The organism is Actinophytocola sp., from assembly GCF_036555685.1.
GTDB lineage: Bacteria > Actinomycetota > Actinomycetes > Mycobacteriales > Pseudonocardiaceae > Actinophytocola.
The window spans coordinates 1-13,030 of the sequence record NZ_DATBKY010000060.1; the positions used below are offsets into that span (position 1 = coordinate 1).

Consider the following 13,030-nt stretch of genomic DNA (forward strand, 5'->3'; position numbering starts at 1 on the left):
CCGCCTTCGGCACGCCGCCGTAGCGCACCCGGGTGGTGAACTCCGCGCCCTCGGCCACCGCGGCGGCCGGGGTGATCACCAGCTCGTGCTCGCCCGTGCGGGAGAACTTCGCCGCCTTGTCGTCGACCTCGACCGCGCTCACCGTCAGGCCGTTGAGGTCCAGGTTGAACCGGTCCAGGTCGCCGGTGGCCGTCGCGGTGATCTTCGTGTCGCCGGTGAGCTTGCGGCTCTTCGGGTCGTAGCTGATCGACACGTGGTAGCCCGACACGTCGTAGCCGCCGTTGCCGTCCTTCGGGTAGTACGGGTCGCCGACCCCGTCCGCGCCCGGCGCCGCCTGCGCGGGCGTCGTCGGCTCCGGCGGCTTGACCGGCTCGCCCGACCGCGACGTGCACGCGGCCAGGCTCACCGCGGCCAGCGCGAGGCAGGCGGCGCGGACGGCCGTGCGGTGGTGCATCGTGAACAGCTCCCGTCATCGGTACCCGACCCGGCCATCTTGGCTGACCGGCCGTATTGCCCGGGTCAGGACGGTATATGAACTTCCCGTGGCATCTCGACCCGACTTGATCTCCTTCGGCGGCACCGGCCCGACGATCCTGCTCCTGCACGGGCTCATGGGCCGCGCCACCACCTGGCGGCCGGTCGCGCGGTGGCTCACCAGGTACGGCCGGGTCATCGGGCTCGACGCGCGCGGGCACGGCCACAGCCCGCACCGCGGCGGCGGCTGGCGCACCGAGGACTTCGTCGCCGACGCCGCCGGGTTGCTCGACGAGACGGAGCCCGCCGTCGTGCTCGGCCACTCCATGGGCGGGCTGCACGCCTGGTGCCTCGCGGCCACGCATCCGGAGCTGGTGCGCGGCATCGTCATCGAGGACATGGCGCCCGACCAGCGCGGCCGCACCGTCGACCCGTGGCGCGACTACTTCGAGTCCTGGCCCGTCCCGTTCGCCTCGCTCGAGCGGGTACGGGAGTTCTTCGGCGAGCTCGGCGACTGGTTCGCCGAGTGCATGGTCGAGCGGGACGACGGCTACCACCTGATGGCCGACCTCGAGGACCTGTACGAGATCGCCGGCGAGTGGGGCCGCCGCGACTACTGGCCGATGGTCGAGCGGGTCCGCTGCCCGCTGCTGGCGATCGAGGCCGAGCACAGCGCGATGCCACCCGGGCAGATGACGCAGCTGCCGGTCCGCGCCCCCGGCGGCGGGCACCACCTCGTCGTCGCGGGTGCGGGTCACGTCGTGCACCACGACGCGCCGGAGGTCTACCGGGGCGCGGTCGAGGCGTTCCTCTCCGAGGTGCTCAGCCGATAAGGGTCTCGGCCTCGCCGGTGTGCGTGTCGACGACCGCGATCCCGCTGACCCGCGCCCTGATCGGCTCGACCGGGTACAGCGTGGCGAACCCCGCGGCCACCTGCGCCGGCGCCAGGCCTTGCGCCAGCGTGCAGTGCGGCACCCACGAGCCCGGCAGGTAGTACGCCTGCGGCTGCTTGACCTTCTTCGCCAGCACGTCGTGCACCGCGGAGTGGACGGCGAGCAGTTCGGTGTCCACGACCGCGGCGAGCATCAGCACGGGCTCGCTCGCGGAGAAGGCGGCGAGCGTGGACAGCCACAGGCTCGGGATCGACAGCAACCGCAGGTCCTCCCGCAGCGCCTCCCGCGTCCGCGGCGGGATCGCGCCCTGCAGCGCGAACGTGACGTGCGGCCGGTGCCGGCCGTGCGTGCGGCCGGCGAGGCTGGGCACGCCCGCCTCGTCCAGCCTTCGCCACAGCTTGCGCACGGCGGCATCGGCCGCGTCGTCGAACCAGAACTCCAGCGCCTGCGCCATGCGCGCAGGCTCTCACAGGGTCAGCTCAGCAGCCGCTGCCAGGTCGCGGTGTCGACGAGCACGTCGCGCGTGGTGCGCTCGCCCCGGCTGGTCAGCAGCACCCGGGCGGCCTGCGCGTCGTGGCTCGAGTCGCCGGCGCGCACGCTGCGGACCAGCAGCGGCCACGTGGTCGATCCGATGTAGCCGCTCTCGTCCGCGGTCCGGCTGGCGTAGCACGGTTCGTACGCGACGCCGTGGCCGGTTGCGAGCTGCCGCACGGCCGCGAACGTCGACGCGCCGAACACGCCGTCCAGCGGCACGTTCGCCCCACGCGCGCGCAGAAGGTGTTGTGCGGCAAGGACTTTCGCGCCGGTGGCGCCGGGCTTGAGCAGCGGCCACGTGAGTGGCTGGGTGACCGGCTGGCCGAGCACGCCGCCGACCGCCGCGCGCAGCTCCGGCAACCGTCCATAGAGGACCTCGCCGGGGCACTCGGTGGAGTTGAAGTCCCGGTGTCCCTTGATGTTCGCGGTCGGCACGCCGTACTGGGACGCGATGTAGGCGACCAGCCGCACGAGCGAGTCCCACAGCTGCTGCGTGACGTTCACAGTGGAGTAGAGGCCCTCGTTCTCGATGCCGATGACCTCGCTGTTGTGGTTGGCGACGTTCGCGCCCATGACGTGCCGGGTGCCGCCGTCGAGTATCTCGACGCTGCGGTGGCGGCCCTCGGTGACGTGCCCGCCGCGGCTGTTCGTCAGCTGCTGCCCGGTGTCGATCCAGCCGCGGCCGTCCATGTGGAAGTCCTGGATGTCACGCGAGATCTGGAAGGCGTGGGCGAGAGACAGGTCGCTCGAGTTCGCCCCGGCCGTGTGGTGCACGACGATGTAGGTCGGCTTGTGGTTGAGCACGTCGATGGTGGCGTTCGGCGGGCGCGCGCCCCATTCGTCGCAGCCGTGGATGGTCGGCCGGGCGGCCGCCTTCGGCGCCTGCTCGCCGGCCGCGCCGGCGGTGATCGGAATCGTGGCGCCCAGGGCGCCGACCGCGGTGACGGTGAATCCGCCGCAAATCAGGGCACGGCGAGATACGGCCATCTCGATCTCCCTCGACAAGGGGCACTTCGGCCCAGATCGGTGACTGGCCTACCCGACGGTAGTCACCCGGTCACGCGATGACAAGAGTTCCCCAATTACCAGAGCATCGTGTTAGTGCTCGCCAGGCAGGGCGAAGAGCCCGTCGGCGGTCTGCTCGACGAGACCGTCCGCGAGCAGGGAGTCCAGGCAGCGGTCGCGCTGCGCGGCGTCGGACCACACGAGGTCGAGGCTCGCCTTCGGCACCGGGGTCGAGGTGTCGCGCAGGACGTCCAGCAGCCGCCCGCGCACCTGCCGGTCGGTGCCGGCGAACTTCTGCACCGGCTTGGCGGGTCCGGCGTACGCGGGCTTGCCGGCCTTCTGCCACGCGCACTGGTCGTACACGGGGCAGTCCGCGCAGCGCGGGGCGCGGGCGGTGCAGACGGTCTGGCCGAGCTCCATCAGCGCGGCGGACATCCGCGCGGCGAGCTCGTCGTCGGCCGGCAGCAGCGCGTCGGCGTCGGCGAGGTCGCGGGTGGTGGACGCGGGCCCGGCGTCGCCGGCGCCGTGGACCGCCCGGGCGATCACCCGGCGGACGTTGGTGTCCACGACCGGGCAGCGCTTGCGGTAGGCGAACGCGGCGACGGCGCGCGCGGTGTAGGCGCCGATCCCCGGCAGCGCGAGCAGGGTGTCCACATCGGACGGAACGACGTCGTCGTGCCGCTCGGCGATCGCCGTGGCGGCCTCGCGCAGGCGCAGCGCGCGGCGCGGGTAGCCGAGCTTTCCCCACGCGCGCAGCACGTCCGCGGGCGTGGCGGCGGCGAGGTCGGACGGCTTCGGCCAGCGCGCCATCCACTCGTGCCAGGCGGGTTCGACGCGCGCGACCGGGGTCTGCTGCAACATGATCTCGCTGACCAGCACGGCCCAGGCGGTGCAGCCGGGCGCGCGCCAGGGCAGATCCCGTGCGTTCTCGGCGAACCAGCCGGACAGCACCCGCGCGTCGAGGGTCATCGCGCAGATGCTAGTTCAGTAGACCTCTTCAGTAGACCTCGGTCAGCTCGGCGGTCCGCACGTCGTAGACAAAGCCGCGGACGGCGTCGGTGTGCGGGAGGAACGGGCTGCGCCGCACGCGCTCGACCGACTGGCGGACGCTGTCCTTGACCTCGCGGAAGGTCTCGATCGCCCACGGCGGGCGCAGCTTGGTGTCCTCCTCGAGCTCATCCTTGAACTCGTCGTCGGTGAACGTGGACAGGCCGCACGAGGTGTGCTGCATGACGATCACCTCGCGGGTCTCGAGCTTGCGCTGGCTGATCGCGAGCGAGCGGACGATGTCGTCGGTGACGATGCCGCCGGCGTTGCGCAGGATGTGGACCTCGCCGTGGCGCAGGCCGAAGACGTCGAACACCTTGATGCGGGCGTCCATGCAGGTCACCACAGCGAGGTGGAGGCTGGGCACGGGGGTCGGCACCCCGGGCGCGCCGTGGTCGACGCCGGACGCGTGCCGTTCGAGAAGGTCGTCGATCGCGGTCATGGTCCACTCCTGGCGGCCGTTTCCTGGGGTTCGACCAACACTGCGTCGTCCCGCTCGAGCTCTGCTCGATTACCCATTGGAGCAACCGCTAAGCCCGCTGGGCAATATGGGCTTGGTTACCTGACGAAGTCGTCGACCTGCGGATATCTCTCGAACGAGCGGGGGTGCGGCTGCCGTGGCGGTGCTGCCGGCGTGGATCATCGGCGACCTGGTGGACGGTGCGGACGATCAGCCGGCCAACCGCCTCACCCTGACCGATAACCGGCGGACGTGGTCCGCCGCCTGTGGACGACTACGGGCCGAACCACCGTTCCTCGGTGGTCCGCGGTGGGGCCGAGGTCTGGCCCAGCACGAGCTCCGTGTCCAGCGTGATGTGTCGTGGACGGTTGTGGTCGTTCGAGCCCAGCAGGAGTTTGCCCGCCGCGCGGCCCTTCTCCAGGACCGGCTGCCGGATCGTCGTCAAGCTGACCCGTTCGGCCTCGGCGATGCCGTCGAAGCCCGTCACCGTCAGGTCCTGCGGGACCCGCAGACCGCGCCGCCGCGCCTCCGCCAGCGCGCCCAGCGCCAGGATGTCCGACGTACAGATCACCGCCGTGACCTCGGGGTTCGCGTCCAGCAACTGCGCCGCGGCCGCCTCGCCGCTCGCCGTGCTGTGGTCGAAACGCTCGACCACCGGCACCTGCGACCAGTCCACGCCGGCCGTCTCGAACGCCTGCTCCAGCGCACCCAGCCGCGCCCGCTGCACGTGGAAGTGCGCCGTCCGCTGCCGCGCCACCGACGCGAACCCGTCGTTGCGGTCGCGCGCCAGCCGCATGCACAGCACGCCGACGTTCCGGTGCCCCAACGTGATCAGCCGGCCGGCGAGCTGCCCGATCGCCGCGTGGTCGTCGATCCCGACCAGGTCGACGCCCTCCACCCGGGGCTGGTCGCACACCACCGTCGGCACCGGGCGGGACAGCACGGCGGCCAGGTGCGGGTCGTCGTCGGGCACCGAGTACACGACGAAGCCGTCCACCCCGGCGCTGTGCACCGCCGTCACGTCCTCGCGCTCCGGGTTCACCGGCACGAGGTGCAGCCCCTGACCAGCCGTTTCGCACGCGAGCGCCAGCCCCTCCAGGAAGCCGAGCGCCGCGGGGTCGCGGAACGCGTACGACAGGTTCTCGGTCAGGAGCAGCCCGACGGCCCCCGCCTTGCGCGTCCGCAACGAGCGCGCGACTGGGTCCGGACCGGGGTAGCCCAGCCGGCGCGCGGTCTCCAGCACCCGCCTGCGCAGTTCGGGGGAAAGCTGATCGGGCCGGTTGTAGGCGTTGGACACCGTGGTCCGCGACACGCCGAGCTCCGCGGCCAGCGACGCCAGTGTCGCCGGTCGACGAACATGCATAGGCCGGGCCATGTGCTGACCGTAACGGTTCAGAACCATGAGCAGAAGTCCAACCGCCTACCGCGGCTTCACCAGATCGATGACTCTCAGTTCCCCCGGTCGCGTTACCAAAGGCATTGACGGCGCCGTATAGTTGGCGGAGTGTAGTCGAAAACGGTTCTCATTATCTATAGTGAGGCGCGCATGAGTCGGCTCTCCCGGTCCGTCCCGGCCCTGGCCGGGGTCGCGGTCCTCGCGCTCGCCGGCTGTGGGGACCACGTGAGTGACGCCGCCGCGGACGGGAAGATCGCCGTCGTCGCGTCCACCAACGTGTGGGGCAGCGTCGTCCAGGCGGTGGGCGGGAACCGCGTCGGAGTCGACTCGATCGTCGACGACGCCTCGGGCGACCCGCATGCCCACCCGGACAGCCCGGAGGATGCCGCCGCCGTCGCCGACGCCGCCCTCGTCGTCTTCAACGGTGGTGGCTACGACGACTTCTTCACCGAGCTCATCGACGGCACCGGCACCGACGCCCGGCAGGTCGACGCGTTCGCGATCTCCGGTCACGAGGTGGGCGCCAACGAGCACGTCTGGTACGACCTGCCGACGGTCCGGAAGGTGGCGGACCGGATCGCCGTCGAGCTCGGCGCGCTCGACGCCGGCCACAAGGCGATGTTCACCGCCAACGCGAAGACGTTCGGCGCACGGGTCGACGCCGTCGCGGCGAGGGCGAAGCGGGCCGGCGAGGCCCGGCCGGGCGCGAAGGTCGTCGCGACCGAGCCGGTCGCGCACTACCTGCTCGAGGCCGCCGGCCTGACCGACGTGACCCCGCCGGAGTTCTCCGAGGCCATCGAGGAGGAGACCGACCCACCGGTTTCCGCGTTCGCCGCCACCTTGGACCTCGTCAGCGGCAGGCGGGTCGCGATGCTCGTGGCGAACGCGCAGACCCAGACGCCGGTCACCGACTCGCTGGTCGAGTCGGCGCGGAAGGCGGGCATCCCGGTCATCACGGTGACGGAGACGCTGCCACGGGGCGTCACGGGCTACGTTGAGTGGATGACGCAGCAGGTGGACGCGATCGCGGGCGCGCTGGCGAGAACATGAGCGTCGACCGCGAGGCGGCCCCCGACCTGGCCGTACCGATCGAGCCGGGCACCGGCGTGGTGTCCCTGCGCGGGGCCACGCTGCGTTATGGCGACCGTGTCCTCTGGCAGGCCCTCGACCTCGACGTCGCGCCGGGCGAGTTCGTCGCGGTCCTCGGGCCGAACGGGTCGGGCAAGACGAGCCTGCTACGCGTGCTGCTCGGCCTGCAGCCGCTGAGCGGGGGCACTGTCCGCGTGGTCGGCGAGCCACCCGGGCACGGCAACCGGCGGATCGGCTACGTCCCGCAGCAGCGCGCGATGGGGGAGAGCCTGACGCTGCGCGGCCGCGACCTGGTCGGGCTCGGGCTCGACGGGCACAAGTGGGGCATCGGCCTGCGCGGCATGCGGAGCCGGCGGACGCGGGTCGACCACGAGCTGGAAGCCGTCGGCGCGCGGGGTTTCGCCGACGCCCCGGTGGGCCGGCTCTCGGGTGGTGAGCAGCAGCGGCTGCGGGTGGCGCAGGCGCTGATCAGCGACCCCGAGGTGCTGCTGTGCGACGAGCCGCTGCTCTCGCTCGACCTCGCGAACCAGCAGGTCGTGAGCTCGCTGATCGACCAGCGCCGGCGCGCGGCGAACACGGCGGTGCTGTTCGTGACGCACGAGATCAACCCGGTCCTGCCGCTGGTGGACCGGATTCTGTACCTGGTGGACGGTCGCTTCCGGATCGGCCGGCCGGACGAGGTGATGACCGCGGAGACGCTGTCCGAGCTGTACCGCGCGCCGATCGACGTGGTGCGGGTCCAGGGGCAGATCCACGTGGTCGGCGCGCAGATCGCGCTGTGCGAGGACCAGCCGCACCACCACCTGCACGACGACGCGCCCGGTGAGAACTGATGGGCAGGCTCTTCGACTTCGAGCTGACCGCGCAGCTGCTGCGGTTCGACTTCGTGCAGAGCGCGTTGGTGGCCGCCGCGATCCTCGGCTTGCTGGCCGGCGTACTCGGGCCGCTGATCGTCAGCCGCAACATGGCGTTCGCGGTGCACGGGACGAGCGAGCTCTCGTTCACCGGCGGGGCAGCGGCGCTGTTGCTGGGCATCAACGTCGGGCACGGGGCACTCGCCGGGGCGATCGTGGCGGCGCTCGTGCTGGGGCTGCTGTCGCGGCGCAGTGCGGACCACGACTCGGTGATCGGCGCGGTGCTCGCCTTCGGGCTGGGTGTCGGCGTGCTGCTGCTGTGGTTCTACCCGGGGCGCGCGTCGAACAAGTTCGGCCTGCTGGTCGGGCAGATCGTGAGCGTGGACTTCGCGTCGCTGGCGTTGCTCGGCGGGTGCGCGGTTGCGGTGTTCCTGGTGCTGCTGGCGATCTACCGGCCGTTGCTGTTCGCGTCGGTTGACCCGGAGGTGGCGCGGGCGCGCGGCGTGCCGACCGGGTTGCTGTCGCCGGTGTTCGCGGTCCTCGTCGGCGTCGCCACGGCGCTGGGCGTGCAGACGGTCGGGGCGCTGCTGGTGCTCGCGCTGATGATCACGCCGGCGGCCGCGGCCTGCCGGCTCACGGCGAACCCCTTGCGTGCCACGGTTCTCGCGATCGTGTTCGCGGAGGTGTCGGCGGTCGGCGGGATCCTGCTGTCGCTCGCGCCGGGCGCGCCGGTGAGCGCGTTCGTCACGGCGATCTCGTTCCTGATCTACCTGGTGTGCTGGGTCGTGTCGCTGGCGCGCGAGCGGGGCGGGCGGCGGCGCGGCGTGGCTAGTGCAGCAGTAGCAACACCTGCAGTTCTCCGATGACGGCGCCGATCACCGCGCCCACGGCGATCAGCTTCCACTCGTCCTGACGGAAGGCGGGGCGCAGCAGGCCCTCGTACTCGACGCGGGTGAGGCGGCGCATCCGTGTGGCAATCGTGTCGCGGATGTCGAGCGCCTGTGTCGCGTAGTCCTTCGCGTGCAGCATCGTGTCCGGCAGGTAACGAAGCGCGCGGTCGGCGGCGGCGTGCTTCATCTCGAGGTAGGCGTCGGAGCCGACGGTGACGGCGATGATCGGCCGTGCGGCGCCGGCCTGCTCGTCGATGGTGGCCTCGACGGTGCGGCGGATCATCATGAGGAGCCGGTCGGACTTGGGCCCGCGGAGTACGGCGTCGACGATGTTGGGCACGGTCATGACGTCACGGGCGACGATCTCGGCGTACTGCTTGGCGACCTCGTCGCGGCGCTGCTGGAAGACGCCGTGGAACACGAGGGGTCCGATTCGCTTGGGACGCCGGGGAAAGAAGACGAGCTTGATGGCGAGCCAGTCGGTGAACCACCCGATGAGCGCGCCGAACAGCGGTAGCACCCAGGGCTGTTTGGTGAGCGCCCACACGACGGTCTGCACCAGCCCGAGCGCGAGTCCGAAGTAGATCCCGCAGCGGGCGATGAAGGCCATCTCGGGGCGCGAGATGTCGCGAATGAGCTTGATGAGGAGGGCCCGGTCACGGGTGAGCGCGGCGACCGCCACCTGCCGGATGTCGAGGACCTCGCCGACGTTGTCCTGGATCTCGGCCATGATCTTCCGCACCAGTTCCGGCGATCCGGCCTGCGCCTGCTTGACGAGCATCTCCTGCGCGAGCGGCGGGAGGAAGTTCCAGAGCCCGGGCTGGTACTGCTCCATGACGTCCCGGGTGATCTCGTCGACCGCGACGAGCAGCGGTCCCTCGATCTCCTTGGCCACTCGCGAGGCGTCCAGCCGCTGAAAGATCTCCTTCGTGTCAACCAGCCGCTGGGTGAGCAGGTCGGCGGAGACCCGGATCATGCGCTCGGAGTTCCGCGGCACGACCCCCTGCCATCCGAACCACGGCTCGATGCCGACGAACCGCAGCGGCCGGAACATCATCTCGATGGCCGCCCGCTTGGTGAGATACCCGATGACCGCGGCGATGACCGGCATGGACAGGTAGACCTGCCAATGCTCCAGGAAGTCATCGACGATCGCCATGGCCCCTCAACCCGCTGGTCAGGCGGCCAGTATCGCGGACTCGGCAGGGCCACGCACACGGGCCTGGCTATGATCGATTCCGCAGCGGCGCGATGCTGAGTTTTCCTGGGGGCGCATGAAGGAGTATTCGCTCGCGGCGGACCCCATACTCGTCAGCGGTCCGGAGATGGCGGTATTCGTCCTGGTCGTCGTGTTCGCCATGGTCGCGTATTCGGAGAAGCGCTGGTTCGTCGGCGCAGGCTTGGCGGTCGTCGCCGTGGTCGTGCTGGGGGCCTTATTCAGCTGGGCCACGTTGGCCGACTATCCCCTTGTGTACGGCAAGGGCGATTTTCCGGCCGAAAAGACCGAGCTCACCAGCTTGTACTACAAGTGGGAGCTGAAAGCCGGGGAGAACGTCGACACGGTCCTCGTCGGAGAAGCGCCCGCGGACGCCGGACATCTTGCCGGCGAGCTGTCGCTGGAGTTCGGCTGCGACGACGCGGCAAGGGTCGGGTGGCATCTCGACGTCGACGGCGACCGCGTGGATTCGGGCACCCTGCACGACGGCCAGTCGCACGACCTCACCGGGGTGGCGGTAGCGCCGAACAACGCACGCCGTGCCGTGCGGCTGACCGCCGACCGCAGGGACTCGGCTACCTGCGTGACCACCCTGAACTGGCGTAACCCCGGCTTCGAGGGGCCTGGAAACGGAGGGTTCCGGTTCATCTTCCCCGGCCTTCCCGACGACCCCTGATCGGGTCGCTGAACACCGGCATGCCCAACTTCCTCGAAGTAGTTCAGGACGCTGTGTCGGATCGGGGCTGAGAAGTTCGTAGCAGGGGTGAGCGGCTGCCCAGGAGGGGTGCCGGCGACCACAGGAGATGACCCGAGATGACGAGCAGCGTGCACACCGTCGCCCAGGAGACCGTCCGCGCCACCCTGACCTTCGCCGTGCCCGCCGCGAAGGTGTTCGCGGTGCTCGCGGACCCGACGACCCATGCCGCGATCGACGGCACCGGCTGGGTTCGGGAGCCTCTCGACCGGGAGCCGCTGACCGAGGTGGGGCAGTTGTTCCGGATGGACATGTATCACGCCAGCCGTGCGAACGGTGACTACCAGGTGGTCAACAAGGTCCAGGTACTCGACGCGCCGCACACCATCGGCTGGCTGACGGGGCGGCGGAAGGACGACGGCGACCTGGAGTTCGGCGGCTGGATCTGGCGCTACGACCTGGTGCCGCTCGGTCCGTCGGAAACCGCGGTCACGCTCACCTACGACTGGTCGGCGGTACCGCGGTACATCCGCGAGCGCGGCATCCAGTTCCCGCCGTTCGGCCCGGATCATCTCATCAACTCGCTGCACCACCTGGCCGAGCTTGCCGCCGCGCCCACGCACTGAGGCTGGTTTCGAATCATCGGGCGGCGCGCGCACGTCGGGCGAACCTCTACTGTCCAGGTTGTTCCGGATCCCTTGTGGAGGACGTCGTGGCCGCGGCAACAACGATCGTGAACGCGAAGGTGTTCGACGGGACGAGGTCGCAGGACTGGACTTCGGTCCGGTTCGCCGACGGGCTGATAACCGGGTGCTCGGCGGTCTCGGCCGCCCGAGAAGGCGACGAAGTGATCGACGCGGCGGGCGGCACCGTGCTTCCCGGTCTGATCGACGCGCACGTGCACCTCGTTCCGGGCGCCCTCGCGCAGTCGTTGACCTTCGGCGTCACCACCGTTCTCGACATGTTCAGCAAACCCGACGTGGTTGCCATGGCCAAGGAGCAGGCCGGCTCCGGTCCGGACGTGGCCGACGTGCGTTCGTCGGGTGTCGGTGCCACCGCGCCCGGCGGGCACCCGTCGATGATGTACGCCCCGTTCCCGACCTTGACCGCCGCTGACCAGGCCGAGCGGTTCGTCGCGGCACGGATCGCGGAGGGCTCGGACTATCTGAAGATCATCTCCGGCGTCGGGGGTCTGTGGCCGTCGCTGGACTCCGAAACCATCAAGGCACTGGTCACCGCCGCGCACGCCCGCGGCCTGGTCGTCGTCGCTCACGTGAGCTCGACGGCCGGTGTCGAGGAGGTCGTGTCCGCCGGTGTCGACGTGGTGGCCCACGTCCCCGCGGACGCCGAGCTGGACGGGGCCCTGGTCGAACGCGTGGCCGAGGCCGGAATCGCGGTCGGTCCGACGCTGGCCACCATCGAGAACACCCTCGGTGAACCGGGCGGCGCGGCAGTGGCCGGGGACCCGCGGCTCGCCGAGGCGCTCGGGGACGGCTGGGTGCGCCGGTTGACCGCGGGTGCTCCGGTCTTGCGTGGCCGGACAATGCCGCCCTACTCGCGGGCCGAGGACAACGTGCGGCGACTGGCCGATGCGGGCGTCACGCTGCTGGCGGGCACCGACGCCCCGAACCCGGGGACCGTGTTCGGGGCAAGCCTGCACCGGGAGCTGGAACTCCTCGTCCGGTGCGGCATCAGCCCGGCGCAGGCCCTGGCCGCTGCCACGAGCGAACCGGCACGAGTGTTCGGCCTCGCCGACCGGGGACGCGTCGCGGCCGGGCAGCGCGCGGACCTGGTTCTCGTGTCCGGTGACCCGTTGACGGACATCACCGAGACACGCGCGATCGAGCGGATGTGGCGCGGGGGCACAGCCTGCGATCGACGCGCCTTCGTCGCGAGCCCTGCCGAAGCCGAGCAGCTCGAGGCTTTCGACGCGCAGGTCGCCAAGGTCGTGGCAGCCGTGCGCGAACGCCGATCCCGCTTCGCCCCGAGAAAGGCACCCTGAACGCGGGTCCCGCCCGGAGGTGGCCGGCGGCAGCGCCGGGCGGAGGCAACGCCGTCAGAACTGGTAGTTCTCTGCATGGAAGTGCCGTTGACCAGCCTTTTTGTAGATCAACCTGCTTCCCAGGCCGTCACCAGGCCGTCAGTGGACGATCGTCATAGCCGTGTTGGTTGCGGTGGGGTGAATCCGTCGGGCCACGTCGTGGTGTCGCTGGTGATGACGCCGTGGAGGTCGGCATCGGTCAGGTCAGCTCGGGAAAGGTCCGCTCCGCTGAGGTCGGCGCGTGTGAGGTTGGTGCTACGCAGGTTGGCGTCGGTCAGAGTGGAGTCGGTGAGGGCCGTGTTGGCGAGGCTTGCGCCCTCCAAGTTTGCGTAGGCAAAGCAGGAGCGAGTGAGGTCTAGGTGGTCGAGTTCGGCGCCGCGGAGATCGACCCTTTCCAGCTCTGAGTAGCCGTCGAAGATCTGCTTGTGTCTGCTGAG

14 protein-coding genes and 1 pseudogene are annotated in these 13,030 nt (G+C 70.7%); 7 read left to right on the forward strand and 8 right to left on the reverse strand.

Annotated features, from left to right (window positions below):
- Window positions 1–454 (reverse strand): annotated as a pseudogene (locus VH969_RS06665) (M1 family peptidase); the annotation flags it as partial.
- Between the two features lie 88 nt (window positions 455–542).
- Here VH969_RS06665 and VH969_RS06670 point away from each other — a divergent pair.
- On the forward strand, window positions 543–1,307 hold the full coding sequence (locus tag VH969_RS06670) for an alpha/beta fold hydrolase (RefSeq protein WP_331972019.1): 765 nt from the start codon (window positions 543–545) through the stop codon (window positions 1,305–1,307).
- On the opposite strand, the gene VH969_RS06675 is transcribed toward VH969_RS06670, so the two are convergent.
- From VH969_RS06675 to VH969_RS06695, 5 genes are all read right to left on the reverse strand, one after another.
- Window positions 1,297–1,821 (reverse strand): 2'-5' RNA ligase family protein, encoded by a 525-nt coding sequence (locus VH969_RS06675; protein WP_331972022.1) that lies wholly within the window; start codon window positions 1,819–1,821, stop codon window positions 1,297–1,299. The two genes, VH969_RS06670 and VH969_RS06675, sit on opposite strands and share 11 nt — an antisense overlap.
- Before the next feature lie 20 nt (window positions 1,822–1,841).
- On the reverse strand, window positions 1,842–2,888 hold the full coding sequence (locus VH969_RS06680) for a peptidoglycan recognition protein family protein (protein WP_331972025.1): 1,047 nt from the start codon (window positions 2,886–2,888) through the stop codon (window positions 1,842–1,844).
- A gap of 111 nt (window positions 2,889–2,999) precedes the next feature.
- The gene (locus tag VH969_RS06685; RefSeq protein ID WP_331972028.1) at window positions 3,000–3,875 is read right to left on the reverse strand and encodes an HhH-GPD family protein; all 876 of its coding nucleotides are present in this window, start codon (window positions 3,873–3,875) and stop codon (window positions 3,000–3,002) included.
- Between the two features lie 28 nt (window positions 3,876–3,903).
- Complete coding sequence (locus VH969_RS06690; protein ID WP_331972031.1) at window positions 3,904–4,395, reverse strand: beta-class carbonic anhydrase; 492 nt, start codon at window positions 4,393–4,395, stop codon at window positions 3,904–3,906.
- 292 nt (window positions 4,396–4,687) lie between these two features.
- Entirely contained in the window at window positions 4,688–5,788 is a 1,101-nt protein-coding gene (locus VH969_RS06695; RefSeq protein ID WP_331972034.1) for a LacI family DNA-binding transcriptional regulator, read from the reverse strand.
- Window positions 5,789–5,959: 171 nt separating this feature from the next.
- Between VH969_RS06695 and VH969_RS06700 the strand changes: the two genes are divergently transcribed.
- Genes VH969_RS06700 through VH969_RS06710 form a run of 3 tightly spaced genes read left to right on the forward strand, consistent with a single transcriptional unit; the run spans window position 5,960 to window position 8,618 of the window.
- On the forward strand, window positions 5,960–6,859 hold the full coding sequence (locus VH969_RS06700; protein WP_331972037.1) for a metal ABC transporter solute-binding protein, Zn/Mn family: 900 nt from the start codon (window positions 5,960–5,962) through the stop codon (window positions 6,857–6,859).
- Window positions 6,856–7,731, forward strand: a complete 876-nt coding sequence (locus VH969_RS06705; protein ID WP_331972040.1) for a metal ABC transporter ATP-binding protein — start codon at window positions 6,856–6,858, stop codon at window positions 7,729–7,731. Before VH969_RS06700 ends, VH969_RS06705 begins: the two co-directional genes overlap by 4 nt.
- Window positions 7,731–8,618 carry a metal ABC transporter permease gene (locus VH969_RS06710; RefSeq protein WP_331972043.1) on the forward strand — a complete coding sequence of 296 codons (888 nt, stop codon included), beginning with the start codon at window positions 7,731–7,733 and terminating at the stop codon, window positions 8,616–8,618. Before VH969_RS06705 ends, VH969_RS06710 begins: the two co-directional genes overlap by 1 nt.
- On the opposite strand, the gene VH969_RS06715 is transcribed toward VH969_RS06710, so the two are convergent.
- The gene (locus VH969_RS06715) at window positions 8,581–9,801 is read right to left on the reverse strand and encodes a DUF445 domain-containing protein (protein ID WP_331972046.1); all 1,221 of its coding nucleotides are present in this window, start codon (window positions 9,799–9,801) and stop codon (window positions 8,581–8,583) included. The two genes, VH969_RS06710 and VH969_RS06715, sit on opposite strands and share 38 nt — an antisense overlap.
- A gap of 115 nt (window positions 9,802–9,916) precedes the next feature.
- On the opposite strand from VH969_RS06715, the gene VH969_RS06720 reads away from it, so the two are divergent.
- The 3 genes from VH969_RS06720 to VH969_RS06730 all read left to right on the forward strand — a co-directional run bounded on the left by VH969_RS06720 (window position 9,917) and on the right by VH969_RS06730 (window position 12,554).
- Window positions 9,917–10,534 carry a hypothetical protein gene (locus VH969_RS06720; RefSeq protein ID WP_331972049.1) on the forward strand — a complete coding sequence of 206 codons (618 nt, stop codon included), beginning with the start codon at window positions 9,917–9,919 and terminating at the stop codon, window positions 10,532–10,534.
- 137 nt (window positions 10,535–10,671) lie between these two features.
- The gene (locus VH969_RS06725) at window positions 10,672–11,178 is read left to right on the forward strand and encodes an SRPBCC family protein (protein WP_331972052.1); all 507 of its coding nucleotides are present in this window, start codon (window positions 10,672–10,674) and stop codon (window positions 11,176–11,178) included.
- An 86-nt stretch (window positions 11,179–11,264) separates the two neighbouring features.
- Window positions 11,265–12,554 carry an amidohydrolase family protein gene (locus VH969_RS06730; protein WP_331972055.1) on the forward strand — a complete coding sequence of 430 codons (1,290 nt, stop codon included), beginning with the start codon at window positions 11,265–11,267 and terminating at the stop codon, window positions 12,552–12,554.
- Between the two features lie 152 nt (window positions 12,555–12,706).
- On the opposite strand, the gene VH969_RS06735 is transcribed toward VH969_RS06730, so the two are convergent.
- The coding region (locus VH969_RS06735; protein WP_331972058.1) for a pentapeptide repeat-containing protein at window positions 12,707–13,030 on the reverse strand (324 nt) is incomplete at its 5' end.